This is a genomic window from Pseudomonas sp. B20(2017) (assembly GCF_002113125.1).
Lineage (GTDB): Bacteria > Pseudomonadota > Gammaproteobacteria > Pseudomonadales > Pseudomonadaceae > Aquipseudomonas.
The window spans coordinates 276701-302848 of the sequence record NZ_NEJP01000002.1; the positions used below are offsets into that span (position 1 = coordinate 276701).

Annotated in this window: 25 protein-coding genes and 6 tRNA genes; 8 read left to right on the forward strand and 23 right to left on the reverse strand. The window is 61.2% G+C overall.

Annotated features, from left to right (window positions below; all coding sequences use genetic code 11):
* Positions 1 to 20: 20 nt before the first annotated feature.
* From CAF63_RS04290 to CAF63_RS04345, 12 genes are all read right to left on the reverse strand, one after another.
* Positions 21 to 617: a nucleotidyltransferase family protein gene (locus CAF63_RS04290; protein ID WP_085683536.1), complete on the reverse strand. Its 597-nt coding sequence runs from the start codon at positions 615 to 617 to the stop codon at positions 21 to 23.
* On the reverse strand, positions 614 to 1594 hold the full coding sequence (locus CAF63_RS04295; protein WP_085683537.1) for an XdhC family protein: 981 nt from the start codon (positions 1592 to 1594) through the stop codon (positions 614 to 616). Before CAF63_RS04295 ends, CAF63_RS04290 begins: the two co-directional genes overlap by 4 nt.
* Positions 1594 to 3915: a xanthine dehydrogenase family protein molybdopterin-binding subunit gene (locus CAF63_RS04300; protein WP_085683538.1), complete on the reverse strand. Its 2322-nt coding sequence runs from the start codon at positions 3913 to 3915 to the stop codon at positions 1594 to 1596. The genes CAF63_RS04295 and CAF63_RS04300 overlap by 1 nt, the downstream gene beginning before the upstream one ends.
* On the reverse strand, positions 3912 to 4382 hold the full coding sequence (locus CAF63_RS04305) for a (2Fe-2S)-binding protein (protein ID WP_039770687.1): 471 nt from the start codon (positions 4380 to 4382) through the stop codon (positions 3912 to 3914). The genes CAF63_RS04300 and CAF63_RS04305 overlap by 4 nt, the downstream gene beginning before the upstream one ends.
* A gap of 246 nt (positions 4383 to 4628) precedes the next feature.
* Complete coding sequence (gene murB / locus CAF63_RS04310; RefSeq protein WP_085683539.1) at positions 4629 to 5648, reverse strand: UDP-N-acetylmuramate dehydrogenase; 1020 nt, start codon at positions 5646 to 5648, stop codon at positions 4629 to 4631.
* Positions 5645 to 6109, reverse strand: coding sequence for a low molecular weight protein-tyrosine-phosphatase (locus CAF63_RS04315; RefSeq protein WP_085683540.1), 465 nt, complete (start codon positions 6107 to 6109; stop codon positions 5645 to 5647). The genes murB and CAF63_RS04315 overlap by 4 nt, the downstream gene beginning before the upstream one ends.
* Positions 6109 to 6873 (reverse strand): 3-deoxy-manno-octulosonate cytidylyltransferase, encoded by a 765-nt coding sequence (gene kdsB / locus CAF63_RS04320; protein ID WP_064383500.1) that lies wholly within the window; start codon positions 6871 to 6873, stop codon positions 6109 to 6111. Before kdsB ends, CAF63_RS04315 begins: the two co-directional genes overlap by 1 nt.
* Positions 6870 to 7055: a Trm112 family protein gene (locus CAF63_RS04325; RefSeq protein WP_003179363.1), complete on the reverse strand. Its 186-nt coding sequence runs from the start codon at positions 7053 to 7055 to the stop codon at positions 6870 to 6872. Before CAF63_RS04325 ends, kdsB begins: the two co-directional genes overlap by 4 nt.
* A gap of 24 nt (positions 7056 to 7079) precedes the next feature.
* Positions 7080 to 8090, reverse strand: coding sequence for a tetraacyldisaccharide 4'-kinase (gene lpxK / locus CAF63_RS04330; RefSeq protein WP_085683541.1), 1011 nt, complete (start codon positions 8088 to 8090; stop codon positions 7080 to 7082).
* Positions 8090 to 8518 carry a biopolymer transporter ExbD gene (locus tag CAF63_RS04335; RefSeq protein WP_064383505.1) on the reverse strand — a complete coding sequence of 143 codons (429 nt, stop codon included), beginning with the start codon at positions 8516 to 8518 and terminating at the stop codon, positions 8090 to 8092. The genes lpxK and CAF63_RS04335 overlap by 1 nt, the downstream gene beginning before the upstream one ends.
* A complete protein-coding gene (locus tag CAF63_RS04340) occupies positions 8515 to 9150 on the reverse strand; it encodes a MotA/TolQ/ExbB proton channel family protein (RefSeq protein ID WP_162803506.1) in 636 nt (211 codons plus the stop codon). Before CAF63_RS04340 ends, CAF63_RS04335 begins: the two co-directional genes overlap by 4 nt.
* A 78-nt stretch (positions 9151 to 9228) precedes the next feature.
* Positions 9229 to 11472 (reverse strand): DNA internalization-related competence protein ComEC/Rec2, encoded by a 2244-nt coding sequence (locus CAF63_RS04345; RefSeq protein WP_085683543.1) that lies wholly within the window; start codon positions 11470 to 11472, stop codon positions 9229 to 9231.
* A gap of 136 nt (positions 11473 to 11608) precedes the next feature.
* Between CAF63_RS04345 and CAF63_RS04350 the strand changes: the two genes are divergently transcribed.
* Positions 11609 to 12127, forward strand: coding sequence for a DUF2062 domain-containing protein (locus CAF63_RS04350; protein ID WP_007950764.1), 519 nt, complete (start codon positions 11609 to 11611; stop codon positions 12125 to 12127).
* Positions 12128 to 12181: 54 nt separating this feature from the next.
* On the opposite strand, the gene CAF63_RS04355 is transcribed toward CAF63_RS04350, so the two are convergent.
* From CAF63_RS04355 to CAF63_RS04370, 4 genes are all read right to left on the reverse strand, one after another.
* Positions 12182 to 12961 carry an ABC transporter permease gene (locus tag CAF63_RS04355; RefSeq protein ID WP_007950763.1) on the reverse strand — a complete coding sequence of 260 codons (780 nt, stop codon included), beginning with the start codon at positions 12959 to 12961 and terminating at the stop codon, positions 12182 to 12184.
* Positions 12958 to 13890, reverse strand: a complete 933-nt coding sequence (locus CAF63_RS04360) for an ABC transporter ATP-binding protein (RefSeq protein WP_085683663.1) — start codon at positions 13888 to 13890, stop codon at positions 12958 to 12960. Before CAF63_RS04360 ends, CAF63_RS04355 begins: the two co-directional genes overlap by 4 nt.
* 133 nt (positions 13891 to 14023) lie before the next feature.
* Positions 14024 to 14647, reverse strand: coding sequence for a glutathione S-transferase family protein (locus CAF63_RS04365; RefSeq protein ID WP_085683544.1), 624 nt, complete (start codon positions 14645 to 14647; stop codon positions 14024 to 14026).
* Positions 14648 to 14690: 43 nt separating this feature from the next.
* Positions 14691 to 15350: a transglutaminase family protein gene (locus CAF63_RS04370; protein ID WP_085683545.1), complete on the reverse strand. Its 660-nt coding sequence runs from the start codon at positions 15348 to 15350 to the stop codon at positions 14691 to 14693.
* 248 nt (positions 15351 to 15598) lie between these two features.
* Between CAF63_RS04370 and CAF63_RS04375 the strand changes: the two genes are divergently transcribed.
* Positions 15599 to 18046 carry an acyl-CoA dehydrogenase gene (locus CAF63_RS04375; protein WP_085683546.1) on the forward strand — a complete coding sequence of 816 codons (2448 nt, stop codon included), beginning with the start codon at positions 15599 to 15601 and terminating at the stop codon, positions 18044 to 18046.
* Between the two features lie 74 nt (positions 18047 to 18120).
* Positions 18121 to 18528 carry a PA2817 family protein gene (locus CAF63_RS04380; protein WP_007950758.1) on the forward strand — a complete coding sequence of 136 codons (408 nt, stop codon included), beginning with the start codon at positions 18121 to 18123 and terminating at the stop codon, positions 18526 to 18528.
* 59 nt (positions 18529 to 18587) lie between these two features.
* On the opposite strand, the gene CAF63_RS04385 is transcribed toward CAF63_RS04380, so the two are convergent.
* A complete protein-coding gene (locus tag CAF63_RS04385; RefSeq protein WP_085683547.1) occupies positions 18588 to 19583 on the reverse strand; it encodes a LysR family transcriptional regulator in 996 nt (331 codons plus the stop codon).
* Between the two features lie 90 nt (positions 19584 to 19673).
* Between CAF63_RS04385 and CAF63_RS04390 the strand changes: the two genes are divergently transcribed.
* From CAF63_RS04390 to CAF63_RS04405, 4 genes are all read left to right on the forward strand, one after another.
* Complete coding sequence (locus tag CAF63_RS04390) at positions 19674 to 20300, forward strand: hypothetical protein (protein ID WP_085683548.1); 627 nt, start codon at positions 19674 to 19676, stop codon at positions 20298 to 20300.
* 90 nt (positions 20301 to 20390) lie between these two features.
* Positions 20391 to 21161 (forward strand): 2OG-Fe(II) oxygenase, encoded by a 771-nt coding sequence (locus CAF63_RS04395; RefSeq protein WP_085683549.1) that lies wholly within the window; start codon positions 20391 to 20393, stop codon positions 21159 to 21161.
* A 1-nt stretch (position 21162) separates the two neighbouring features.
* Positions 21163 to 21801, forward strand: coding sequence for a LysE family translocator (locus CAF63_RS04400; protein WP_085683550.1), 639 nt, complete (start codon positions 21163 to 21165; stop codon positions 21799 to 21801).
* Between the two features lie 195 nt (positions 21802 to 21996).
* Positions 21997 to 23736 (forward strand): dipeptidase, encoded by a 1740-nt coding sequence (locus CAF63_RS04405; RefSeq protein ID WP_085683551.1) that lies wholly within the window; start codon positions 21997 to 21999, stop codon positions 23734 to 23736.
* A gap of 125 nt (positions 23737 to 23861) precedes the next feature.
* On the opposite strand, the gene CAF63_RS04410 is transcribed toward CAF63_RS04405, so the two are convergent.
* From CAF63_RS04410 to CAF63_RS04435, 6 genes are all read right to left on the reverse strand, one after another.
* A tRNA-Gly gene (locus CAF63_RS04410) sits at positions 23862 to 23937 on the reverse strand.
* Between the two features lie 2 nt (positions 23938 to 23939).
* Positions 23940 to 24015: transfer RNA gene (locus tag CAF63_RS04415), tRNA-Glu, on the reverse strand.
* 60 nt (positions 24016 to 24075) lie between these two features.
* Positions 24076 to 24151 (reverse strand) — tRNA-Gly (locus CAF63_RS04420).
* Positions 24152 to 24154: 3 nt separating this feature from the next.
* Positions 24155 to 24230 (reverse strand) — tRNA-Glu (locus tag CAF63_RS04425).
* Positions 24231 to 24334: 104 nt separating this feature from the next.
* A tRNA-Gly gene (locus tag CAF63_RS04430) sits at positions 24335 to 24410 on the reverse strand.
* A gap of 2 nt (positions 24411 to 24412) precedes the next feature.
* Positions 24413 to 24488: transfer RNA gene (locus tag CAF63_RS04435), tRNA-Glu, on the reverse strand.
* A gap of 389 nt (positions 24489 to 24877) precedes the next feature.
* Between CAF63_RS04435 and CAF63_RS04440 the strand changes: the two genes are divergently transcribed.
* Complete coding sequence (locus CAF63_RS04440; protein ID WP_011335462.1) at positions 24878 to 25636, forward strand: hypothetical protein; 759 nt, start codon at positions 24878 to 24880, stop codon at positions 25634 to 25636.
* Positions 25637 to 26148: the final 512 nt, after the last annotated feature.

Genomic DNA, 26148 nt, shown 5'->3' on the forward strand with positions numbered 1-26148 from the left:
CACAGGAATCTGTGCGTACTTCAAACTTGAGGGAAAACCAGTGCTTGCGGCACATCGATATCCCATAGAGCGCCGGGATCATCTACCACCACTTCCACCACCCGACCCTGCTTGAACAAAGGTCTGGCGCCCCGGTCACCGGACAAAGCCATCAGCCCTGCGGCGAACGAGCGACCAAACCCGACCGGATGCCCATAGTCACCGTTCAACGTCGGTACGCTGACCGCATCCTCGGCCATCGCCGCCACGACCCGCTCAATACTCGATGGCAGGATGAACGGCATATCGCCCAGCACAATCAGCCAGCCATCGGCATCCGGAAAAGCCGCCACACCCGCCGCGATGCTGTCGCCCATTCCCGTGGTCTCGATCGAGACAATGTCACACCCGTAAGCCTGCCCCATGCGTATCGCCTGCGGACGCGCCTCGGTCGTCACCAGCACTCGTTTGTCGAGACTCGCCGGCAGGTTCACCAACACCTGCTCGATCACCGAACGCACCGCGCCATCACGCCCGGTGCAATCGGCCAGCAGCTTGTCCTTGTCGGCGCCCGCCACCTCGCGAAAGCGGCTGCCCTCGCCCGCCGCCAGCACAATCACTCCGATGGATCGGCTCATACACTCTCCACTGTTTTCTTCTGCTTGAGCTCGACACCATTCTTGATCGCGACGATTTCCGCCAACAGCGACAAGGCGATTTCCGCCGGGGAATGGCTGCCAATATGCAAACCGATCGGCCCGTGCAAACGGGCGATGGCCGCTTCTGACAAGCCTAGCTCAGCGAGATTTTCCCGACGCTTGCGGCTATTGACCCGTGAGCCAAGCGCACCGACATAGAACGCTTTGGAGTCGAGCGCCGTGAGCAACGCCATGTCATCCAGCCGTGGATCGTGAGTCAGCGCGACAATCGCCGTGCGTTCATCGGTCTGGATATTCAGCACCGCCTCGTCCGGCATGCCGGGCACAAACCGTCCATGCTGCTCTTCCCAGCCATAGACGAACTCGGTTCGCGGATCACAGATCAGCACTTCGAAATCCAGCAGTTGCGCCATCTCGGCCACATACCGCGACAACTGCCCGGCACCGATCAACAGCAGGCGCCAGCGAGGGCCGTAAATGGCACGCAGGCTCTGGCCGTCGAAGTTCAAGGTGTCAGTCTTGCCGGCCGGTCGCAACACCACCTCGCCAGTGCCGATATTCAGCTCACGCGCGACGATTTCATGGGCCTCGCAGCGATCCAGCAACTCGGCGACCCACGCCGGATCGCCGACTCGCTCCTCGGTCAGGCGCAGGGTGCCGCCGCAAGGCAGGCCGAAGCGCGCGGCTTCTTCCTGCGTCACGCCATAGGTGATCAACTGCACCGGCGGCCCGTTGGCGGGAATCCGCCCATCGTGCAGCCGGGCGATCAGATCGTCCTCGACGCAACCGCCGGACACCGAGCCGATCACCACGCCATCCTCACGCAACGCCAGCATCGCGCCGGGCGCCCGGGGCGCGGTGCCCCAGGTTTGCACCACCGAAAACAACACCACCCGCTGCCCGGCGCGGCGCCATTCGAGCACGCTGCGCAGGACATTGAGATCAGCGCTGTCCATCACGCTTGCGCCTTTTGCCAGCCCTGCAACTGGTAACGCACCGGCAGGTTGCGGATGCGCTGACCGGTGGCGGCGAAGATCGCGTTGCACAGCGCCGGCGCAATCGGCGGCACGCCCGGCTCACCGACACCGCCCAATGGCACCTCGCCCGGCGGCGTCACCAGATGCACCGCGACTTCCTTCGGCGCCAGCGACATGCGCGCCACTTCATACATATGGAAGTTGTCCTGCTGCACCTTGCCGTCCTTGAAGCTGATTTCGCCCCACACGGCGTTGCCCAGGCCCATCACACACGCGCCTTCGAACTGCGAACGGATCCGCTCGGGGTTGATCTGCGGGCCGCAATCCACGGCGATATCGGCCTTGTGCACGATCAGCGTGCCGTCGTCCTTGACCTCGACTTCGATCACCGCCGCCACGTAGGTGACGAAGCTGTAATGCACGGCCAATCCGAGACCACGGCCCTTAGGCAATTGACGCCCCCAACCCGCCGCCTTGGCCGCGGTTTCGAGCACGGTGCGCATGCGCCCGGTGTCGATCGGATAACGCTCGGGGGATTCGCCGTAGTTCCACTCTTCACTGAGCGTGCGCGGGTCGATCTGCCGATCCGGGCCGAGCAGCTTGATCTGGTACTTGAGCGGATCTTCCTTGGCTTTGTGCGCCAGTTCGTCGACGAAACTCTGGATCGCAAAACCATGAGGAATGTTCGACACCGAGCGATACCAGCCCACCCGCGTATGCACCGTGGCTTCAGGGTTTTCCAGGCGCACGTTGGGAATCGCGTAGGCCATGTTGGTAAAGCCCATGCCCAGCTCGAACGCAGCTTCGTGATTCATGCTCGGCGCAAACAGCGCGGTAATGCTCGGCGCTACCGTGCGGTGCAGCCAGGCGGACGGCAAGCCGTCCTTGCCCACACCGGCCTTGAGGTATTCGGCGGACACCGTGTGGAAATACGAGTTGTGGATGTCGTCTTCCCGGGTCCATTGCACGCGCACGGCTTTGCCAGGAAATTCCTTGGCGAGCACGGCAGCTTCAACGACGAAGTCCGGTTTGGACTTGCGGCCGAAACCACCGCCCAACAGTGTGACATTGAAGGTGACGTTATCGAACGGCAGCCCCAGGCGTTCGGCGATGCGCTCGCGGGTGACCTGCGGCGCCTGGCTCGGCGCCCATGCCTCACAGGTGCCATCCTTGTAACGGGCGATGGCGACCATCGGTTCCATCGGTGCCTGGGCCAGATGCGGCAAGTAATAAGAGGCCTCGAGCGTGCTGGCGGCACTGCCGATGGCTTTGTCGATATCGCCGGTATTGCGCACTACTTTGCCCGGCGTCAGCGAAGCGGCTTCGATCTCCTTGCGATAGGCGACCGAGTCATAAGTGGCGTTCGGGCCATCGTCCCACTCGATTTTCAGCGCTTCACGGCCCTTCAATGCCGCCCAGGTGTTGCTGGCCACCACGGCCACGCCACCCAAAGGCTGGAATTCCGAAGGCAATGGCCGGGGTTCGATCTGGATGACTTTGAGGACGCCCGGCACTTTCAACGCGGCGCTGTCGTCGACCGACTTGACCTTGCCGCCGTACACAGCCGGACGCGCAATGACCGCGAACAGCATGCCGTCGAAATGCACGTCGGCCCCGTACACCGCGCGGCCATTGACGATGTCGGCACCGTCGATGGCTTTGGTGCCTTCCTTGCCGATGTAGCGGAATTCCGACGGTTGCTTGAGTCGCAGGCTGTCACGGGCCGGCACCGTCAACGCACTGGCCGCAGCGGCCAGCTCACCGTAACCCAGCTCGCGACCGGACGGTGTGTGAATGACTTTATGCAGTTGCGCGCGGCATTCGCCGACCGGCACCTTCCACTGCGCGGCGGCGGCCTGCTCCAGCATGGTCCGCGCGGCAGCGCCGCAACGACGCATCGGTTCGTACCAGTGACGCATGCTGCGCGAGCCGTCGGTGTCCTGGTTGCCGAAGCGCACCTCATCACCCGGCGCCTGCTGAACCTTGACGTGCGCCCAGTCGGCTTCCAGTTCATCGGCGACCACCATGGTCAGGCTGGTGCGCACGCCCTGGCCCATTTCCGAACGGTTGCAGACCACGGTCACCGTGCCGTCGGCGGCAATGCTGACGTAAACCTTCGGATCGTCGATCCAGCCGTTGGGCATGCCGTCTGCGCCAAACTGCTTCGGCTTGTCTTCGGCCAGCGCATCCTGCCAGCCCCAGCTCGCCGCCAGCACCAACGCGCCGGTAGCGCCGACGCCCTTGAGGAAGCCCCGGCGACTGAGGTTGCTCAGGGCGAAATCGTTCGGTAGACGGCTCATGCCTTGGCCTCCTTCAGGTGAGTGGATGCCTGACGGATCGCGGTCTTAATCCGGTTGTAGGTGCCGCAGCGGCAGATGTTGCCGACCATCGCCTCTTCGATCTGCTCGTCGCTCGGGTTCGGGTTGGTCTTGAGCAACGCGGTGGCGGACATGATCTGCCCGCCCTGGCAGTAACCGCATTGGGCCACAGCCGTATCGAGCCAGGCTTGCTGAACGATCTGACCGACCGGGTCGGCATGCAGGTTGTCGATGGTGGTCACGTTCTGCCCGACCACCGAACCGATCGGGGTGATGCAACTGCGCGCTGGCGCGCCGTCGATATGAATGGTGCATGCACCGCACAGGCCCATGCCGCAGCCGAACTTGGTGCCGTTGTAACCGGCGACGTCACGGATCGCCCACAACAGTGGCATGTCCTCGGTGACATCGAGTGGATGATCTTGACCATTGAGTTTCAGGGTAATCATGGGCATGCCCGCATATTCTTGGAGGTTATGGGGTCGAGCCATCTGCCACCGCAGGGACGGTAGTGGTTCGCGCAGATCGGCTCAGGCTAATCAGGCTCTCTTGTGCCGACGGGAACGTCTGCACCGGGCCTTTGGTGGAGCAAATAGTTGGTATCGTTAGCTGGCTACGTTAACCCGCGATTAACAAAAAAGCCCTGCAATTTTTTAATAGTGCAGGGCTTTGGGTCCAGACTTGAAAGCGTAGCCTCAATAGCGATTGGGCTCCATTTCCAGCTCGACATTGAAACGTTCTGCAATGTCTTTCTGAATGCGCTGGGCCAGATCGAGCAATTGTAGCCCGGTTGCCGCGCCGTAATTGACCAGCACTAGCGCCTGCAATTTATGCACGCCGGCATCGGCCTCACGGAAACCTTTCCAGCCCGCTCGCTCGATCAACCAACCCGCCGCCAGCTTCATCTGCCCGTCCGGTTGCGCATAGGCCACCAGATCCGGGTGCTGCGCCTTGATCTGCGCAACCACCGCCGCTGACACCAACGGATTTTTGAAGAAGCTGCCGGCATTGCCCAGCACGGCCGGGTCCGGCAGTTTCTCGCTGCGGATGCTGCAAATCGCGTGGCTGACATCCGTCGGCGTTGGCTGCTCGATGCCCTGTTCGGTCAGGCGCTGACGCACCGGGCCGTATTCAAGGTGCAGATGCGCGACTCGATCCAGTGCGAAGCGCACCCGCAGGATCAGCCAACGACCCGGCTGCTGCTTGAACACGCTGTCGCGGTAGGCGAAGTTGCACTCCTCCAGACTGAAGTCGCGCAACTCGCCGGTCTGGCGATCCAGCGCCGTCAGGCCGGCGAACACATCCTTGATCTCGACACCGTAGGCACCGATGTTCTGCATCGGCGCGGCGCCGACAGTGCCGGGGATCAGGCTGAGATTCTCCAGCCCGGAAAACCCCTGCGCCAGTGTGTGCTGCACGAACGGGTGCCACGGCTCGCCAGCTTCGGCTTCAATCACCACGCGGTTGCCGTCGTCGCTGATGACGCGGATGCCACGGCTGGCCATGCGCAGCACCAGCGCCGGGATGTCCGCCGTGAGCAACAGGTTGCTGCCGCCGCCAATCACCAGCAACGGCACGTCGTGGGCAGTCGCGTAAGCCAGGGCTTCGCGCACATCGGCGTCACTGTGGGCTTCGGCAAACAGCTGCGCGCGAACGTCGACGCCGAAGGTATTGAAGGGTTTCAGGGAAACCTGCGGCTGTACCTGCAAACTCATAACCGCCCCTTCACTTCGATCAACAGCTGATCGCAGGCACGCTCGATCAGATCCAGCACCTGATCGAAGCCCTGATCACCGTCGTAATACGGATCCGGCACCTCGTCGACCACGCCTGCATAGCGGCGCAGGAACAGGTCCAGCTCGGCCTTGCCGGTGGACGGCTGCAAGGCCTTGAGGTTGCGCAGGTTGCTGTTGTCCATGGCGAGGATCAGATCGTAGCTGGCGAAATCGGCGCGGCTGACCTGCTGGGCGCGTTGCGCCGACAGGTCATAACCGCGCACCTTGGCCGCAGCCTGACTGCGCTTGTCCGGCGGATTGCCGACGTGCCAGTCACCGGTGCCGGCGGAGGCCACTTCGACCTGATCCGCCAGCCCCGCTTCGCGCAACTTGTGGCGCAACACGCCTTCGGCGGTGGGCGAACGGCAGATGTTGCCCAGGCACACGAACAGAACGCGCATCAGGCCTCCAGCAGGCGACGGACGCGCTCGAGGTCTTCGGCGGTGTCGACCCCGGTCGGCGGCGCGATCAACGCGTCAGCCACGTGAATCCGCACGCCGTGCCACAGGGCACGCAGCTGTTCGAGGGATTCGGTGTTTTCCAGCCAGCACGGCCCCCAGCTCACGAAGTCCTGAAGGAAGCCTGCACGGTAGGCATAAATGCCGATGTGGCGACGGTACGGCACGCCCTCCGGCAGTACATCGCGGCTCTTGGCGAAGGCATCGCGGGCCCAGGGCAGGGTCGCGCGACTGAAGGTCAGCGCCAGACCGTTGAGGTCACTGACGACCTTGACCACGTTCGGGTTGAACAGGGTTTCCACGTCTTCGATCGGCTCGGCCAGAGTGGCCATGCGCGCTTCGGTGTGGGCCGCAAGATTCGCGGCGACCTGATCGATCACGCTCGGCGGGATCAGCGGTTCGTCACCCTGCACGTTGACCACGATGGCATCCGGCTCCAGACCGAGCTTCGCGGCCACTTCAGCCAGACGATCGGTACCGGAGTTGTGATCTTCACGGGTCAGCACCACTTCGGCGCCGAAGGCCTTGCAGGCTTCGACGATGCGCGCATCGTCGGTCGCCACCACCACACGGCTGGCGCTGCTTTTGCTGGCCTGTTCCCAGACGTGCTGGATCATCGGCTTGCCGGCGATGTCCAGCAGCGGTTTGCCCGGCAGACGGGTCGAGGCATAACGCGACGGGATGACAACGGTGAAGGCGGTGGTCATTTATCCAGACGCTCGTCGGTGGTCAGGGTGCGGGCTTCGCTTTCCAGCATCACCGGGATGCCGTCGCGGATCGGGTACGCCAGACCGGCGCCCTTGCTGATCAATTCGGTCTTGTCGGCGCTGAGCTTGAGCGGGCCTTTGCAGACCGGGCAGGCGAGGATGTCGAGCAATTTGGTGTCCATGAACATTCCCTGGATAAAAACGGATTAAGGCAAAAGACGATCCGGCAACAGGCGCATCAACTGTGTGTCGAACCAGGCCACAAAGGCCAGCGACGGCACGGCATCGACCGCCAGGTACCACCAGTCGACGGCGGCGAAGGCACGGCACTTCACCGCGTCCTTCTCAGTCATCACCACCGGCAATGACGGCGTAAAACTCAAGGCCTGCACGCTGTATTCGGCGTGGTCGGCGAAGGCGTGGGGCACAGGCCGCCAGTCTAGCGCTTCGAGGGTATTGAAGAAACGTTGCGGGTTGCCGATCCCGGCGACCGCGTGCACGGCCTGACCGGGTGGAAAATGATCGAGGGGCTTGCGTTCACCGCTGTGCAGATTGACCAGCGCCGAAGGTTGCAGACGGAAAGCAAAACCGCCGTCGCGATCCTCAAGGGCGCCGTTGAACAGCACACCGTCAACGCTTTGCAGGCGCTCGGCCGGTTCGCGCAGGGGGCCGGCGGGCAGGCAGCGCTGGTTGCCAAGGCCACGGGCGGCGTCGATCAGAACCAGTTCCAGATCCCGCGCGAGGCGGTAATGCTGCATGCCGTCATCGGACAGGATCAGGTCCAGCGGCTCGCTGTCCAGCAAGGCCCTGACAGCGGCGCTGCGATCGGGATCGATCATCAACGGTACGCCGGTGCGCTGCACGATCAGCAAAGGTTCGTCGCCGGCGATGTCGGCAGTCTGATCGGCCTGGACTCGCCATGGCAGTTGCGCCGGTTTGGCGCCGTAACCACGACTGACCACACCGACCCGCAGCCCGTGGCGTCGGCAGTGCTCGATCAGCCAAAGGATCATCGGGGTCTTGCCGGTGCCGCCGACAGTGATATTGCCAACCACGACCACCGGCACCGGCGACTGGTAGATCTCACCTTCGCCATCGAGAAAGCGCTGACGCTTGCCGGCCACGACGCGGCGGTACAGCCACTCCAGCGGCCGCAACAGCGTCAGGGCCGGGTGCCCCTGATACCACGCGGCGAGCAGACGATCGGACATGGCCATCAGGATTTGGGCGCCGCCTCGACCGTGGTCATGCGCAGATGGCTGAAACCGAGCTTGCCGGCCGCGTCCATGGCGGTGATCACGGATTGATGCTGAGCCTTGCCGTCAGCACTGATCGACAACGGCATGTTGGTGTCGCCGTTGGATTCTTTCTGCATGGCTTCCATCAGAGTGGCCAGATCGTTTTTCGGCAGAATCCTGTTGTTCACCGAGAACACGCCTTCGGCGCTGATGGCCACGTCCAGTTGTTTGACCTGCTGATCCTCGGCCGGCGAGCCGCTCACCGCTTCCGGCAGATCGACGCGCAACTGGGTTTCGCGGGTGAAGGTGGTGGTCACGACGAAAAACAGCAACAGGATGAACACCACGTCGATCAGCGACGCGAGGTTGATATCGATCGTTTCCCGGGGCTTGCGACGGAATTTCACGCTTTGCCCCCGGCCAGATCGACGTCACGGTCGCCCTGCACCACTTCCACCAGTTTGATCGCTTCCTGTTCCATGCCCACCACCAGTTCATCGATGCGGCGTTGCAGGAAACGGTGGAAGAACACCGACGGAATACCGACCATCAGGCCCGCTGCCGTGGTGATCAGCGCCTTGGAGATACCACCGGCCAATACCGAAGCGTTGGTGGTCATGCCGGAACCGGTGAAAGCACTGAAAATGTCGATCATGCCCAGCACCGTGCCCAGCAGACCGAGCAGCGGCGACATGGCAGCGATGGTGCCCAGCGCGTTGACGTAGCGTTCCAGTTCGTGGATCACCCGGGCGGCGGCTTCTTCAATGCACTCTTTCATGATCTCGCGACCATGCTTGGAGTTGGCCAGGCCCGCGGCGAGGATTTCCCCCAGCGGCGAGTTGGCGCGCAATTCCTTGAGTTTTTCCTTGTTGAGCTGCTTGTCCTTGATCCAGACCCAGACCTGACCCAGCAGATGCTCAGGGGTGACGCGACTGGCGCGCAGGGTCCACAGGCGCTCGGCGACGATCGCCATGGCGGCGATGGAACTCAGAATGATCGGCAACATCATCCAGCCGCCGGATTTGACCAATTCCCACACAGTGACAGCCCCCTCGAAAAAGTGCGCCACTTTACCATACCGGTTCGCGATAAAGACTCGTCGCCCCGACGACCGTGCTCAACGGTACTCCGCCCCCGGCAACGGCGGGTCGCGCCAGAACCGGCGTTGTTGACGCATCGACCGGGCCAGCTGAAACCGCCCCAGTTGCAGATGAATGGCGCCCTGTTCGGCGCTGTCATGGATGTGTATTCCCTGTTTGCGGTAACGGGCGATGACCGTCGGGTGCGGATGGCCGAACGAATTGCCCTGCCCCCGGGAAATCAGCACGGCATGAGGCTGCAAAACCTTGAGCAAAGCCATCGATGAGGAACTGCGGCTGCCATGGTGCGGGGCTTGCAGCCACTGGGTGGGAACTGCCAGCACACTATTGAGCAGGTCCCGCTCGGCGGCGCTGTCGATGTCGCCGGTCAGCAGCAACCGTTCGCCGCTGGCTTCGATCTGCAACACGCAGGAACGCTGGTTGCTGTCATGGGCGTCGGTCCACTGCCATAGATGAAAGGCAACGCCGTCCCACTGCCATTGCCGGCCACTTTCACAGGCCTCAGCGTTCAGTTCTTCGGCCAGCCCCGGCGGATCGCCGCTGATGACCCGGCTGACCGGCAATCCTTTCGCCACCGCGAGTGCGCCACCCGCGTGATCGGCATCGGCATGGCTGAGCAGCATCAGGTCGAGGTGTTCCACCCCCAGTTTGTGCAACGCCGGCAGCACCACTCGCTCACCGAGGTCGAAATCGCCGAAACGCGGGCCGCTGTCGTACAACAAGGTGTGATGCCGGGTGCGGACCAGAATCGCCAGGCCCTGGCCGACATCCAGTTGCCAGACATCGGCCACGCCTTCGGCCAGACGCTCCCGGGGCGGAAATGCCAGCACCAGCAGCAACGGCCAGCCCAATGGACGCAAGGGAACGCCTCGGGGCAGCAATAACAACAAGGCACCAAGACCTCCCAGCGCCCAGACCCACCATTCCATCGTCGTCGGCACCCACGCGGGCCAGCGCCCGGCAATCAGGGCCAGCGCCCGGAACAATCCATCGATCAGGCCACCGGCCAGCCACAGCAGCCCTTCCCCGACATAGGGGATCGGCAACAGCAATGTCCCCAGCAACGCCGGCGGCAGCACCGCAAAACTGACCCACGGCACCGCAAGCAGATTGGCCAGTGGTCCGCTGAGGCTGATCGGCAGGCTCAGCGCCACCAGCACCGGGCACAATCCGATCGCAATCAGCCACTGCGCGCGCGTCCAGGTCTGCCACCAGCGCCACGGGCCCAGACGGCCGCCGAAGGTGAAGATCAGCACGGCGACCGCGATAAAGGACAGCCACAACCCCGGACGCAGACTGGCCAGCGGATCCATAAACAGCACACCATTGAAGGCCAGCAACAACGGCCACCACGCACCGAGGTGGCGAAAACGCAAACGCCACAGCAGCACCAACGCAACCATCACGCAGGCCCGCCGCACCGGCACATCGAATCCGGCCAGCAGGCCATAACCCAGCGCCGCCGTGACTGCCAGACCGCACGCCCAAGGCAGCCAAGGCCAACGCAACGGCCAGATCCCGACCCGCGCCAGCCCGGCGACCAGCGCATACATCAACGCCGCCAACAGCCCGATGTGCTGGCCGGAAATCACCAGCAGGTGCACGGTGCCGGTGTCCTGCAAAGTCTGCCAATCCTCGCGACCGAGTCCCGAACCATCACCGAGCACCAGCGCAGCCAAGGCTCCGTTGCGTCCCTGGGCATCCACTGCAAACAGGCGCTGGCGAATGCTGTCGCGCCAGGCCCACTGCGCCGGCGCCAGGCGCTCGCCATCCTTCACCGTCCCGGTAGCGCCGATGCGTTGCGCCAGCAGCCAGGCTTCGTAATCGAACGCATCCGGATTGAGCAGGCCGCCGGGACGCTTGAGCTTGACCGCCAGTCGCCAGCGTTCGCCACTTTTGACCTCAGGCCCGGCATACCAGGCCAGACGCATCAGCGATGGCAGTTTCTCGCGACGCGAGCGCGCATCGGCCAGTTCGAAGCGCACGACACCTTCGGCATTCTGCGGCAAGCCAACGACCCGCCCCTCCACCCAGCGCGTTTCGCCATCCAGCCGAGAAGGCAGTCGATCATTCAACGCCAGATGCGCGCTGAAGCTCGCCCATGTAAATCCAAGCAGTAAAAACGCCAGTGGATAGCTGCGAAACGGCAGGAGCATCAGCGCCACCCACGGCAATACCAGCAATAACCCGACCGGCGGCAAGACCGGTAAAAAAACCGGGGCCAGCAGACCGACTGCCAGCGCCATCATCCCTGTGCGCATAAGCCCGTCCTTGAGAGTCCCACCCTCAGGCATAGCGGTTGCGGAGCACGTGCGTCGTTATCAATTGTCACAAAGTCTGAATGGGCGGTTCATAGAATCCAGACATACTTGCCGCCTTGACCGACCGAGAAGCCTTATGCCCCGGCGCTTATTCAAACGTTACATGCCCGACCCGACGAGCATCAGGGAACACAAATCCTTACGCTTTCTCGGCACGTTGCTGCATGACCCGAACCTCTGGCACCTCAATCGTCACTCGGTAGCCCGCGCCATGGCCGTGGGCCTGTTCGCCGCATTCCTGCCGATTCCCGCACAGATGCTGGTGGCCGCCGTCCTCGCGATCATGGTGCGCGGCAACATGCCGATTGCCGTGAGCCTGGTCTGGCTGACCAATCCGATCACCATGCCGGCGGTGTTCTTCTGCACGTATCAGGCCGGGGCCTGGCTGATGGATGTACCCGCCCGCACGCTCCCCGACGAATTGACCTGGGAATGGATCAGCGGCGAACTCTCGACCTTGTGGCAACCGTTCCTGCTGGGTTCGGTGGTGGTCGGACTGGCACTGGGCGCCCTCGCCTATTGTCTGGTGATGATGTACTGGCGCTGGTGGGTGGCCCGACAATGGGCGCGGCGCAAGAAAAGACGTCAGGCGTGAATGCAAAACGGCCTCCACTGTGGGAGGCCGTTTTTCATTGCAGCATCGAAGGGATCAGGTGCGCATTCCGCGCCCGCTCACCAGCAACCGCGAACAACCGATGTACAGCACCACCGTCGCCACCAGCATGAAGGTGATCGCGATACCGATGCGGATATCCGACACACCGAGGATGCCGTAACGGAAGGCGTTGACCATGTGCAACACCGGATTGGCCAGCGACACGGTCTGCCAGAACGGCGGCAGCAAGGTGATTGAGTAGAACACGCCACCGAGGTAGGTCAGCGGGGTCAGCACGAAGGTCGGGATGATCGAGATGTCATCGAAGTTGCGCGCAAACACCGCGTTGATAAAGCCCAGCAGCGAGAAGATCGTCGCCGTCAGCACCACCACCAGCACCGTCACACCGAGATGGTGAACCTGCAAATGGGTGAAGAACAGCGACAGAATCGTCACGATCACACCCACCATCAGGCCGCGCAGTACGCCACCAATGGTGTAACCGATCAGAATCGTGTGCGGCGACACCGGCGAGACCATCAGTTCTTCGATGGAGCGCTGGAACTTGCTGCCGAAGAAACTCGACACCACGTTGCCGTAGGAGTTGGTGATCACCGACATCATGATCAGACCCGGCACGATGTACTCCATGTAGGTGAAGCCACCCATGTCGCCGATCTGCCGGCCGATCAGGTTACCGAAAATCACGAAGTACAGAACCATGGTGATCGCCGGCGGCAGCAGGGTCTGCGGCCAGATCCGGGTGAAGCGTCTGACTTCGCGGTAAACGATGGTGTTAAGGGCAACGAGGTTGGGGCGCAGCTCGGAACTCATACCGCCACCTTCGACAGATTTTTCTCCACCAGGGACACGAACAGCTCCTCGAGGCGATTGGTTTTATTGCGCAGGCTCAGCACTTCGATGTTCTGCAGGGCCAGTTGGCCGAACAGCGCGGTGATGCCCATGGACTTGTCGACCTGGACTTCCAGGGTATGCGCATCCACCAGACGGGCCGGGTAACCGACCAGTTGCGGCGCGACTTCCAGATCGCCCTTCAGATCGAGCAGGAAAGTTTCCACATGCAGTTGCCCGAGCAGCTGACGCATGCTGGTGTTCTCGACTATGGTGCCGTGATCGATGATGCCGATGTTGCGGCACAACTGCTCAGCCTCTTCCAGATAGTGCGTGGTGAGGATGATGGTGATGCCTTTCTGGTTCAGTTCGGTGAGGAACGTCCACATCGAGCGACGCAGTTCGATGTCGACGCCGGCAGTCGGCTCGTCGAGGATCAGCAGACGCGGTTCATGCACCAGCGCCCGCGCGATCATCAAGCGACGCTTCATGCCGCCGGACAGCGAACGCGACGGCACATCGCGCTTGTCCCACAGGCCGAGCTGGGTCAGGTATTGCTCGGCGCGCTCCTTGGCGATCCTTGCCGGAATGCCGTAGTAACCGGCCTGGGTCACGACGATGTCGAAAGTCTTTTCGAACTGGTTGAAGTTGAACTCCTGGGGCACCACGCCGATGGAGCGCTTGAGCGCCGCCGGGTTCTTGTCCAGGTCGTGGCCGAAGATGTTCACGGTGCCGCTGGTCTTGTTGACCAGGGTCGAGAGAATGCCGATGGTCGTGGATTTGCCGGCGCCGTTGGGGCCGAGCAAGGCGAAGAAGTCACCTTCGGCGACGTCCAGATCGATACCACTCAAGGCCTGGAACCCGTTGCCGTAGGTTTTGGTTAGCTGCCGGATGGACAGAGCGGAACTCATATCGGATTTACGCACCCAGTAAGGAAAAAAGGACTGATAAAAAGCCGGCGGCGAGGAAGACAACCGCAGCGCTCGAGCGCAATGGTGCTTGCCGTCGCCGCACAAGTACAGTCAAGTGTGTCGATAGTAGGTATTAAGTCAACGCGGTCATGACGGCTTTCTGATACGCCGGACGCTGCTTCAACCGCGCGTACCAGGCTTCAAGATTCGGTTGTGGCGCGCGCTCGATCGGCATCTCGAACCAGGCGTAAATGAAACTGCCGAGCGGGATATCGCCCATACCGATTTCATTGCCGGACAGATACGGCTGATGCTTCAGCGCCTGATCGGCCATCGCCAGCAAACCATCACATTCCTTGATCCCAGCATGAATTGCCGGCCAGTCCTGCTTGTCTGCCGGGGTACGCAGAACGCCCCAGAACACCGTGCGAAACGGTCCGGCAAAACTGGAAGTCGTCCAGTCCATCCACTTGTCGGCAGTGGCGCGGGCCTGTAGATCCGCCGGATACCACGCCGTGTCGGCCGCATGTTTTGCCAGCAGGTAACGCACGATGGCATTCGATTCCCACAATACAAAGCCATCGTCCTGAATCACCGGCACCCGCCCGTTCGGGTTCATTGCCCGGTACTCCGGCGTGTCGACCACACCAAACGCGCCACCGGCATCGATGGCCTCGTAGGCCAGCCCGAGCTCTTCGGCAGCCCACAACGGCTTTCTGACATTCGACGAATTCTTGCGACCCCAGATCTTCAGCATGACCGCCTCTTTTCCAGTAAATGGGCAGGCAGCATACGCCGGATCAGAGGCTGCCGACATCACCGCGCATGTCACTGGACAGTGGCGTCTGCTGGTCGTTGAACAGGTGCGGATAACATTTCTGCAGATGTTCGAAGAAAAAGGATTCCGGTACATCGGCGAACTGACCGTGATCGACCAGGTACTCCATCAGCAGCGCGCCATCGCTGTTGTACGGGTGGAAAACGCTGTCGTTCATGCCGTCGAATTCCAGCGGCGCAACGTTGAACATTTCGCAGAGCTTCTGGTTGAACGCGGGTGTAGCCTTCACCCAGCGATCATTGAGAAACAGCTCGGTATAACCATGCATGGCGAACACCTCGCTTCTCAGCAGTTCAAGCAGACGCGGCGTCGACAGATGATTTTTCACATCCGCCAGACCGATGCGTGCGGGGATCCCGCAATGGCGCGCACAACCGGCGAGCAACGTGGCCTTGGGCACGCAATAACTTTCACCCGCCGCCAGCGCGTAGCTGCCGCGCAAGGTCTGCGGGTCGCGGCTGAAGGTGTACATGTTGTAACGCACCGCCTCGCGCACGGCGTAATAAAGACTGATCGCCTGCGCGAGCGGATCGCGGCTGGCACCACGGTGCTGCTCGGCGAACTCCACCACCGAGGGGTGGTCACTATCGATGAAGCGGCCGGGGCTCAGATACTCGTGCATGACGACATTCTCCTGGTTGAGCCCCGAGTCTAGCGAGAGGTTCAGCACAGAGATAACGACGTTTCGGCCAAACATGCACGCAAAGACGCGGAAGCTGCGAACGATTTCCCACGCGTGTTGCCCACCGAACCTACAAAAGACATCCGGGGTTTCCCACGATTTCAATCACCTTGCTCTGACCTGCCCGTTTTGCAGATGCCGTCTAAGCTCTGTTGGGTCGGTTCGCCCTGGTTCACGGAGGATTAAATATGCTGTTGTTGTGGATACTGGTTCTGATCGTCGGCGTGGCGTATCTGGCCCACCGGCGCATCGCCCCGTTGCCTGCACTGGGCATCGTTGCCGCTTACCTGTTGGCGATGGGGATTTTCAGCCACGCACCGGGCTGGTTGCTGCTGATTTTCTGGGTTGTGCTGGCGCTGGTTGCCGCCCCGTTGCTGTTGCCTGACCTGCGCCGCAAACACTTCACCGCGCCGCTGTTCAGCTGGTTCCAGAAAACCCTGCCACCGATGTCGCAGACCGAACGCGACGCGATCGACGCCGGCACGGTGTGGTGGGACGGCGAATTGTTCAGCGGCCGTCCGGACTGGGACAAACTGCTGTCTTATCCAAAAGTGCAACTGACTGACGAGGAACAAGCGTTCATCGACGGCCCGACCGAAGAGCTCTGCGCGATGGTCACCGACTGGCAGATCGGCCAGTCGATGGATCTGCCGCCAGAAGCCTGGACCCACATCAAGGAACACGGTTTCTTCGCCCTGATCATTCCCAAGGAGTTCGGCGGCAAGGGTTTCTCCGCCTACGCCCACTCCCAGGTGGCGATGAAACTGGCGACCCGCAGTGGTGACCTCGCCTCCACCGTGATGGTGCCCAACTCCCTCGGCCCGGCCGAACTGTTGCTGCATTACGGCACCGACGAACAACGTAATCATTACCTGCCACGGCTGGCCCGGGGCGACGACATTCCGTGCTTTGCGCTGACCGGCCCGCTTGCCGGTTCCGACGCCGGCGCCATGCCCGACACCGGGATCATCTGCAAGGGCGAATGGGAAGGCCAGGAAACCCTCGGCCTGCGCCTGAACTGGGAAAAACGCTACATCACCCTGGGCCCGGTCGCGACCTTGCTCGGCCTGGCCTTCAAGGCCTATGACCCGGATCACCTGCTCGGCGACAAGGAAGACCTCGGCATCAGCCTCGCGCTGATCCCGACCGATACTCCCGGCGTGGAAATCGGCCGTCGCCACCTGCCACTGGGCGCCGCATTCATGAACGGCCCGAACTCCGGCAAGGACGTGTTCATCCCGCTGGACTTCCTCATCGGCGGCCAGGACATGCTCGGCAAAGGCTGGATGATGCTGATGAACTGCCTGTCGGTCGGGCGTTCGATCTCGTTGCCGGCAGTGGGTACCGGCGCGGCCAAGTTCACCAGTCTGGTGACCGGGCAATACGCGCAGATTCGCGAGCAGTTCAACGTGCCGCTGTCTGCCTTCGAAGGCATTCAGGAAGCCATGGCGCGGATCGGCGGCAACGCGTGGATGATGGACGCCGCGCGGATGCTGACCGCCAACGCGGTGGATCTGGGCGAGAAGCCGTCGGTGCTGTCGGCGATCCTCAAATACCACCTCACCGAACGCGGTCGCGAGTGCATCAGCCACGCGATGGACGTGCACGGCGGCAAGGCGATCATCATGGGCCCGAACAACTACCTGGGCCGCAGCTGGAACGGTGCGCCGATCTTCATCACCGTGGAAGGCGCAAACATTCTTTCGCGCAACCTGATGATCTTTGGCCAGGGCGCAATCCGCTGCCATCCGTTCGTGCTCAAGGAAATGGCCCTCGCCGGGCGCGAGGACAAGGATCAGGCACTCAAGGAATTCGATGGCCTGCTGCTCAAGCACATCGGATTTGCCGTGAGCAACGCCGCCAGCACGCTGGTGCTGAACCTTGGCTTCGGCCATTTCGAACATGCGCCGGGAGATAAACTCAGCCAGGGTTACTTCCGCGCCCTCAACCGACAGGCTGCCGCATTTGCCATGCTCGCCGACCTGAGCATGATGCTGCTGGGCGGCGAACTGAAGCGCCGCGAACGTCTGTCGGCGCGTCTGGGTGATGTGCTGAGCAACCTGTATCTGGCCTCGGCGGCGCTCAAGCGTTACCACGACCTCGATTCCCCGGCGTACATGGAACCGCTGTTCCGATGGGCCATGGAAGAAAGCCTCGGCCAATCGGAAAAAGCGCTGGATGAACTGCTGACCAACTTCCCGAACCGGGCCTTTGCCTGCCTGTTGCGCGTGATCGTGTTCCCGTTCGGCCGCCGTCACAAAGGGCCTTCGGACAAACTCGGTGCCGAGGTGGCTGCGGTCATCGGCCGGGCCAAGGGCGATCCGGCGCTGGAAGAACTGCTTGCCGGCTGCTATCGCCCGCAATCGGCCGACGATGCGGTCGGTGCGCTGCAACACGCCTGCGATCAGTTGAACGCGGCGCAACCGTTGCACAAGAAACTGCACACCTCGCTCAAAAGCGGTCAGGTCAAACCGGTAGCTGGCGAACACGCCATCGATGCGGCACTGGAAGCCGGGGTGTTGCAAGCCGTGGAAGCCCAGACCCTGCGTGATGCCGAAGCGGCGCGACGCAAGGTGATCGATGTCGATGATTTCGACAAGGAGCAACTGAAACCCGCGGAAGGCAAAATCCGCTGATCCCTTCAATCAGTGAAAAACGGGCGCAGGGGCTTTATACTCCCGCGCCCGTTTTGCTCTTGAGGACTTATCTCGTGTCCAACGTCGTTGCCGATCATCTGGTTTTGCTCGACCACCTGCGCAGTATCCTGGTCGCCGTAGGTGAGGCCGATCAGGTTCCCGAAGAAAGCCATGCCCTGTTCCTGGAGCGTTTCGACGAACTGCTGGCGTCACTGCCGATCGAGCCGATCGAAAGCCAATATCTGGGCCAGGACATCCTGACTCAAGTGATTACCCGTTACCCGCAAATTGCCCACCTGATCCCGCGAGATCTGCTGTGGTTCTTCGCCGGCGACTGCCTGCATTACCTGTCCGACGAAGAAATCGACATGTATCAGGCGCTGGAAGAACGCCGCTACGAAGCCGAACAGAACGACGAGCCGTTCGACTGGAATCAGGAAAAGCAGCTGCTGGCGATGTCCGCCCAGGACAGCAAGCACTGATTTTCGCCCGGTAAGGAAAAGGCCCGCATGGTGATCCATGCGGGCCTTTTTTTGATCTGTTAAAGCAGCCCTTCACTCTCGGGCAATTCATATTCAGCCAACGCTTTTGAACCGGTGGTTTTCCCCGGTTTACTCAATGTCGGCTCTTTCTCCAGGCATTCCACAAGATAGTCGATGAACACCCGCAACTTCGGCGGCAGATAGCGCGTCGGCGAATGCAGCAACCACAATCCGCCGTGGTACGACGCCAGGAATGTCCAGTCCGGCAGCACCTGCACGATCAGCCCCTGCTCCAGGGCATAACGCGCGGTGAAATACGGCAAGCTGCCAATACCGATGTGCTGCAACACCGCGCCCAGACGCACGCCGGTGTGATTGGCGGCATAGCGCCCGCGCACGCCGACGGTGACGGCTTTCGTGCCTTTCTTGAATTTCCAGCGCGCATCGCTCGGGGTTTCGCCCAGATAGATGCAACTGTGATTGAGCAAGTCATGGGGATGCGTCGGTGTGCCATGTTCGGCCAGGTATTGCGGCGTCGCGCAGAGCAAATGGTCGATGGTCAGCAACTGTCGCCCGACCAGTCCGGCCGGCGGCCGCTCCGTAATACGAATCGCCAGGTCGACATGGTCGTCGATCAAGTCCACCTGGCGGTCTTCCAGCAACAACTCCACATCAACCTTAGGATAGCGCCGCAGAAATTCCGGCATGTGCGGATGAATCACGAAGCGCCCCACCGCTTTCGGCACGCTGACCCGCACCAGACCTTCGGCTTCGTGGGTGAACTGGCCGCTGATCTCCATCACCGACTTCGCCGCGCTGACCATTTCCTGGCAGCGCTTGAACACCTCTTCCCCGCCATCGCTCAAGCGCAGTTTGCGCGTGGTGCGTTGCAGCAGCCGCGTGGCCAGCGCCTTCTCCAGCCGGGAAATGCTGCGGCTGACCGCCGACGGCGATGAGCCCAATTGGCGAGCGGCTTCGGAGAAGCTGCCGGTCTCGACGACCTTGACGAAAATCGCCATTTCACCGAGCAGCGGCAGTGGGAGATTTATGCTCACAGCGCAACAGTCCTTTGATGTTTGAACGGATTATCACGTTATTGCACGATTCATATAATTAAAAAAGAAACTTTAATAAGGGCATGGAATATGACGCTTCGCCTCTTTTTCCATAGTGATGACCTCAAGGCCAATGTGGAAGTCCTCGACTGCACGCCCCACGAGAACGAATTCGCCGTTGTGTTGCGCGCCACGCTTTTTCATCCCCAGGGCGGTGGCCAACCCTGTGATACCGGCTGGATTGGCGACAGCCAGGTGCTGCGGGTCGTCCAGGAACCGGACCGGATCATTCATTTCGTCGATCAACCGGTGCCGCTGGGCATGACCCAGATTCGCGTCGACGAAGATCGTCGCCGCTTCAACACCCGCATGCACTCTGCCGGGCATTTGATCGGCCACTTTGTCCAGGCCATGGGCTGGATGCCGATCAAGGCCCACCACTGGCCGGACGAGGGCCGGGTGCAGTTCAAACCCGGTGATTCTGCCCAGGAAGTCGATGCACAAATCGTTCAATACGGCATCGGCCAGTGGATCGAGCACGATCTGCCACGCCTGACGTCCCTGCGCGAAGGCGCGCGGGAAATCGGTTTCGGTGAACTGCCAGCCTATGGCTGCGGTGGCACCCATGTACGCAGCCTGAAGGATCTGGGCACAGTCACGATCGCGTCCCTTTCGCAGAAGAAAGGCACGCTGTCCGTCCACTACAGCGTGGATTGAGGATTTCGGACGCTGCCAGATGCAGCGTCCGACGCCGGGGGAACCGCATTCGCCGGTTCCGTTGACTATTCGATAGATGGACCTGACACCATGATGCTTGACGTCGAGCGTCTCGATGAGACGTGCATAAAAAAACTGGCCAACGAAGAAGTCCTCGCCATCCGCGTCAAAGGTTTTCTGCCCCAGGCGCAGGCGATCCGGATTGGCGACAAGATCCTCGCCCCCGGCTTCGAGGGCTACATCAACGCGCCCAGCATCGGTCGCATCGGCATGGCGTTCTACGAGGCGGAGAACCAGCCCCTGCTGATCGAAGACTACTTCGAGCGCGCCACCAGCAACATCGCCGAACTGCGTAACCGCTGCGCGCCCTACTCGTCGCCGGTCGACACCCTGCGCTGCATGCTCGACGAATCCTGGCCGGCGGGCGCCCACCTGGAAAACCTCTACGGTCGCAAGATGTATGTCGGCCTGTCCCGAGTAGTGAAACCTGGCGTGTGCTTCCTGGCCCACCACGACATCTTCGCCAAGGACGCGCCGGAGAGTTTTCAGGCCCGTAGTCTGGAGGCGCAGTTCGCCTGCAACGTCTACCTGAACATGCCGACCGAGGGCGGCGCGTTGCAGATGTGGGAAGACGACATCTCGCCGGACCGCTTCGACGAAATGCGCGGCGACAGCTACGGCATCGACCCGGCGCTGCTCGGCCCGCCCGCCCTCGAAGTGCGCCCGGAACCGGGGGATTTCATCATGTTCAATTCGCGTCGCATGCACTCGGTCACGCCGGGCGTGGCCGACCCGCGCTTGAGCCTTTCGTTTTTTGTCGGCTATCGCGGCAATGCTTCACCCCTGACTTTCTGGAGCTGAAATGACATCGAATTACCTGGGCGAGTTTCTGGCGCTGGCCACCATCCACTTTCTGGCCGTAGTCGCTCCCGGACCGGACTTCGCCGTGACCATACGCCAGAGTGTGCGTTTCGGCCGCTTGGTCGGCATCTGCACGGCATTGGGCATCGGCGCGGGAATTTCCGTGCACGTGCTGTACACCCTGTTGGGCGTCGGCGCCTTGATGCACACCACGCCCTGGCTGCTGACCGTCGCCAAAGTGGTCGGCGGTGCTTACATACTTTACTTGGGCGTCAGCCTGATCCGCAGCAAACCGAAGACGACAATGGAAGGCGAAAAGACCAGCGACGAACCGCTGGTCGAGCAATCGCTGTTCAAGGCGTTTTCCACCGGTTTCCTGACCAACGCCACCAACCCCAAGGCCACGCTGTTTTTCCTGGCGATCTTCACCACAATCATCAGCGCCAGCACGCCGCTGCAAATCCAGGCCCTGTACGGGTTGTGGATGTGCGGGGTGAATGCGCTGTGGTTCGTGATCGTCGCGCTGTTCTTTTCCAGCAACAAAGTGCGCGTGCTGTTCATGCGCATGGGGCACTGGTTCGAACGCAGCATGGGGGTGATTCTGATCCTGTTTGCCGGGCGGCTGGTGTTGTCGATGTAAGCGCATTGATCGGAGAAGCCCGATCCAGACGGATTGGACGGGCTTTTTCATTTCTGCGCCGCTTTTGCATTTCTGTGCGACGCGTCCCACTTCGGGGGCTCCCCTATCACTCGCTGGTGGTGTTAGTTTGCGAAACCGTCTGACGCTTCGATCAGACACCTCCTACTCACTGCCTGCAAAGGAATGCCCTTAGCAATGGACTTTTCACTCAAGCAACTGGCCGCGTCGACGCTGATTCTGGCCAGCCTTTCGTCTGTCACACTGCCAGCCCACGCCAACCTTACCGAGCAGCAGAGCGCGACCATCCTCAAGACATTCAATGAGGCAAAGGTCAGTGATTTCAGAGCATTTCTCGGTGATCTGGCCAAGAACGACCTGAGCAAGGCCGACGATCTGCGTCCAGCCATCAGCGCTTTCCTCGACAACAAGACGCTGACTGCCGAACAGCAGAACGAAATCCATCGCCTGCTCGGTCTCTACACTCGCGTGAAGTACGGCAAAGCCGCCCTGGAAACCCTGCGTGAACTGGTGGAAATCCCGACCTTCCGCAAGGACGGTGTCGATCAGCACAACAATCCCGAATTCATCAAGATCGCCGCCAAGATCAAGGAGCTGGCCGAGTCTTTCGGCTTGAAGTATCGCAACATCGACAACCGCGTTTACGAAATCTCCCTGGACGGCAACGGCAAGGACGTCGTCGGCATTCATGCACACGCCGACGTGGTGCCGGTAACGCCGGAGAACTGGGTGCTGAAGGACGGCACAAAACTCGACCCGTTCAAGGTCACGCTGATCGGCGACCGCATGTACGGCCGCGGCACCGAGGACGATAAAAACGGCATCGTTGTGACGCTGTACGCCATGAAGGTGATCAAGGAAGAGAAGCTGCCACTGGCGCGCAACTTCAAACTGCTGGTGGACACCACCGAAGAAACCACCGGTGACGCGATTCCCTACTACTTCGAACGCAACCCGACGCCGGAGTACAACCTGGCACTGGATGGCGGCTATCCCGTAGTGATTGCGGAAAAAGGCTACGGCACCGTCATGGCCAAGTTCGCCAAGCGCAACGCCGAGGGCAAAGGCGCAGAACTCATCTCGATGACCGGTGGCCTGGCGACCAACCAGATCCCTTCTGTTTCGGTCGTCACGCTGGTGACCGACAAACCCGCCGACCTGGCGGCCAGCCTGCAAAAGGCCGGCACCGAATACGCCAAACGCAATGGCGGCGATTTCGAAGTGAACGCCAAGGTCGATGGCAAAGACGTCAAACTCACCGTCACCGGTGTTTCTGCGCATTCGTCCGAGCCTGAATCCGGCGTCAATCCGGTCGCTCGCATGCTCGACTTCATCCACAGCGTGGATGGCAAGATTGCCTTCAAGCACAACCACATCACCGACGCTGCGCACTACGCCGCCGACAACTGGGGCCTGGATTACAAGGGCAGCAAGCTGGGCGTCGGTTTCGCCGATGATTTCATGGGCCCGCTGACCACGTCCCCGACCTACGTCGGCATGGACGACAAAACCTTCAAACTCGCGGTCAACCTGCGCGTGCCGAAGGGCAAGTCGCCGGAAGTGCTCAAGCGCGAAATCGCCGACAAACTGGCGGCCTGGAGCAAGAAGACCCATGTCGCGGTCAACTTCGACTATTCGATCGCCGAACCGATGTACCGCAACCCAGAAGGTGAGTGGGTCAAGGCGCTGCTGGCCGTGGCCACCGAAAACCTGGACATGAAACACGAATTCGGCACCTCGGCCGGCGCCACCTCGGTGCATGAACTGCCGAACGGCGTGCAATTCGGCCTGGCGCGACCCGAGGTCAAGTACACCGGTCACACCGATGGCGAATTCAAGACCGTTGACCAGTTCCTGCTGGACCTGCAGATCGTCACCGAAATGATGGGACGCATCGGGCAGTTGCCGAAGCTCTGATCACGTACCGGGCTCGCCACATTGGCGGGCCCACAAAAAAAGGACCGTGAGGTCCTTTTCTATTGCCTGACAAAAACAGCACAAACAAAAACGCCGCTCATCACTGAGCGGCGTTTTTGTGAATTTGGAGCGGGAAACGAGACTCGAACTCGCGACCCCGACCTTGGCAAGGTCGTGCTCTACCAACTGAGCTATTCCCGCAATGGCGTCCCCTAGGGGACTCGAACCCCTGTTACCGCCGTGAAAGGGCGGTGTCCTAGGCCACTAGACGAAGGGGACACAGGCTACAACTTTCACTAATAAAAACGCCGCTCTTTGCAAAGCGGCGCTTTTTGAATTTGGAGCGGGAAACGAGACTCGAACTCGCGACCCCGACCTTGGCAAGGTCGTGCTCTACCAACTGAGCTATTCCCGCAAATGGCGTCCCCTAGGGGACTCGAACCCCTGTTACCGCCGTGAAAGGGCGGTGTCCTAGGCCACTAGACGAAGGGGACACGCTACCCGGAACACATGGTGTGTGTTTCGGTGTCCAGATCCGCCTCCGAAGATTCGGTTCTGGTTTCACTCAGCACCGCCCGAAAGCGTTGCTGTTTAAAATTGGAGCGGGAAACGAGACTCGAACTCGCGACCCCGACCTTGGCAAGGTCGTGCTCTACCAACTGAGCTATTCCCGCATTGGCGTCCCCTAGGGGACTCGAACCCCTGTTACCGCCGTGAAAGGGCGGTGTCCTAGGCCACTAGACGAAGGGGACACACTACAACATTCACTCCCTGCCGCGTTTCGCTGTGTGCTTTACGCTGCAAGTGGCGCGCATTCTATGGATGGATTGAAAGGTCGTCAACCCCCAGATATAAATTTATTTAAATCAATGACTTCGACCTGCTTTACCGGCCGTTTCCGGCTTTTGCGTCGCCCGACGATTGACGCCTATATTCCGACACTCGCCAAGGCGTTATAGTCCACCGCAAAGGTGATGGCAATCTGCACCCCAAGGGCCAGCATTTATATAAGCGGCTCCTTGGCCGATACAGATAACAGCTTCGCCGATCCAAACCCGTCGAGCGGCGCTAGGCTCCTCCATGCCAAGCCACTACACTCGCACGCGAACCCTATAAAGAGGTCTTACCGGTGACACCACTCATGATCACCCTGCTAGTCATAGCCGGGATCGCAATCTTGATCGCCATTGGCTACATGAACCATGTGGTGGAAAACACCAAACTGGAGAAGGCCCGCACCAAGGTCGAACTCAACGACCGCCTGCGCCGTTGCGGCGAACTGACCGAAACCTTCCCCGGCCAGTTCATGACCCCGGCCCTCAAGCTGCTGCTGACCCGCCTTGAGCTGAATGTCTGCCAGCGCCTGCTGAACCTGGAAAAAACCAGCGCCACCACCAAGGCCCGCATCACCGAACTGAGCGCCCTCGTCGCCCAGGGCGAATCGATCCCGGTCAACAACCCACCGGCGCCGATCCAGACCGAAGCCAAGGCCAAAGACGTTCGCTTCCTCCTCGAAGCCCTCCACGGCCAGATCACCCGTGCCGCCCAGGACGGCTTCCTGCCACCGAACGAAGCCAAACACTGGATCCGCGAAGTCCGCCACATCCTTGTGCTGCTGCACATCGAGTTCTTCAACAACCTCGGCCAACACGCCCTCCAGCAAAATCAGCCAGGCCAGGCCCGCCTCGCCTTCGAACGCGGCGTGCAATACCTGCGCAAACAGCAGGACCCGCAAATCTACGCCGAACAACTCCAATACCTGGAAAAACTCCTGGCCCGCGCCAACGCCCAGGTCATGGACAAAATCGCCCCGGTCGAAGGCGAAGAAAACCAACTGACCGCCGGCCTCAAAGATGTCGAAGCCGATGCAGACTGGAAGAAAAAAGTGATTTACGACTGAGTGTAGTCAAAAAGAGAAGCCACCGGAAGGTGGCTTTTTTATTGGCTTAAGTTCCGGAGTGAACCAGATAACCCTCAGCCGACTGGCAAACCGCATTCGCGAGCAAGCTCGCTCCCACAGAAAGCAAAAGCATCCCGCACCCACTCCTCACCACTCACCACGATGAGCGTTAGCTCAAGTACCGCTCTTGAGGTGACGGCCCCATCGGAAGGCTGAGTGGAGGGATTTATCCGGGGGTGGGAGCGCAGCGACCGTGCGGCGCAGCCGCATGCATCGAGAGGAGGTGCAGCGAAGCAAACCGTAGGCGATGCCCCCGGATCAATCCCGGAACGAAGGAACCCCGAGCCCCAGCGAGGGGCCGAACGCCGGGGCCCAGCCTTTTGGTTCCTTTTTGGCGTCTGAAAAAGGGACTCGCCGTAAGGGCGAAACCGCCAGCGGCAGCACCCGAAGCAACGGATATTCACACCAAACAACCAGCAACCTGGTCGGCCCAAAGGCCGCCAAGGTCAAAT

Excerpts from the sequence above, each read along its gene's own strand:
- CAF63_RS04290 (WP_085683536.1), bottom strand. The coding sequence starts at position 617 with ATGAGCCGATCCATCGGAGTGATTGTGCTGGCGGCGGGCGAGGGCAGC.
- CAF63_RS04295 (WP_085683537.1), bottom strand. The coding sequence starts at position 1,594 with ATGGACAGCGCTGATCTCAATGTCCTGCGCAGCGTGCTCGAATGGCGC.
- CAF63_RS04300 (WP_085683538.1), bottom strand. The coding sequence starts at position 3,915 with ATGAGCCGTCTACCGAACGATTTCGCCCTGAGCAACCTCAGTCGCCGG.
- CAF63_RS04305 (WP_039770687.1), bottom strand. The coding sequence starts at position 4,382 with ATGATTACCCTGAAACTCAATGGTCAAGATCATCCACTCGATGTCACC.
- murB (WP_085683539.1), bottom strand. The coding sequence starts at position 5,648 with ATGAGTTTGCAGGTACAGCCGCAGGTTTCCCTGAAACCCTTCAATACC.
- CAF63_RS04315 (WP_085683540.1), bottom strand. The coding sequence starts at position 6,109 with ATGCGCGTTCTGTTCGTGTGCCTGGGCAACATCTGCCGTTCGCCCACC.
- kdsB (WP_064383500.1), bottom strand. The coding sequence starts at position 6,873 with ATGACCACCGCCTTCACCGTTGTCATCCCGTCGCGTTATGCCTCGACC.
- CAF63_RS04325 (WP_003179363.1), bottom strand. The coding sequence starts at position 7,055 with ATGGACACCAAATTGCTCGACATCCTCGCCTGCCCGGTCTGCAAAGGC.
- lpxK (WP_085683541.1), bottom strand. The coding sequence starts at position 8,090 with ATGGCCATGTCCGATCGTCTGCTCGCCGCGTGGTATCAGGGGCACCCG.
- CAF63_RS04345 (WP_085683543.1), bottom strand. The coding sequence starts at position 11,472 with ATGCGCACAGGGATGATGGCGCTGGCAGTCGGTCTGCTGGCCCCGGTT.
- CAF63_RS04350 (WP_007950764.1), top strand. The coding sequence starts at position 11,609 with ATGCCCCGGCGCTTATTCAAACGTTACATGCCCGACCCGACGAGCATC.
- CAF63_RS04355 (WP_007950763.1), bottom strand. The coding sequence starts at position 12,961 with ATGAGTTCCGAGCTGCGCCCCAACCTCGTTGCCCTTAACACCATCGTT.
- CAF63_RS04360 (WP_085683663.1), bottom strand. The coding sequence starts at position 13,890 with ATGAGTTCCGCTCTGTCCATCCGGCAGCTAACCAAAACCTACGGCAAC.
- CAF63_RS04365 (WP_085683544.1), bottom strand. The coding sequence starts at position 14,647 with ATGCTGAAGATCTGGGGTCGCAAGAATTCGTCGAATGTCAGAAAGCCG.
- CAF63_RS04370 (WP_085683545.1), bottom strand. The coding sequence starts at position 15,350 with ATGCACGAGTATCTGAGCCCCGGCCGCTTCATCGATAGTGACCACCCC.
- CAF63_RS04375 (WP_085683546.1), top strand. The coding sequence starts at position 15,599 with ATGCTGTTGTTGTGGATACTGGTTCTGATCGTCGGCGTGGCGTATCTG.
- CAF63_RS04390 (WP_085683548.1), top strand. The coding sequence starts at position 19,674 with ATGACGCTTCGCCTCTTTTTCCATAGTGATGACCTCAAGGCCAATGTG.
- CAF63_RS04395 (WP_085683549.1), top strand. The coding sequence starts at position 20,391 with ATGATGCTTGACGTCGAGCGTCTCGATGAGACGTGCATAAAAAAACTG.
- CAF63_RS04400 (WP_085683550.1), top strand. The coding sequence starts at position 21,163 with ATGACATCGAATTACCTGGGCGAGTTTCTGGCGCTGGCCACCATCCAC.
- CAF63_RS04405 (WP_085683551.1), top strand. The coding sequence starts at position 21,997 with ATGGACTTTTCACTCAAGCAACTGGCCGCGTCGACGCTGATTCTGGCC.
- CAF63_RS04440 (WP_011335462.1), top strand. The coding sequence starts at position 24,878 with ATGATCACCCTGCTAGTCATAGCCGGGATCGCAATCTTGATCGCCATT.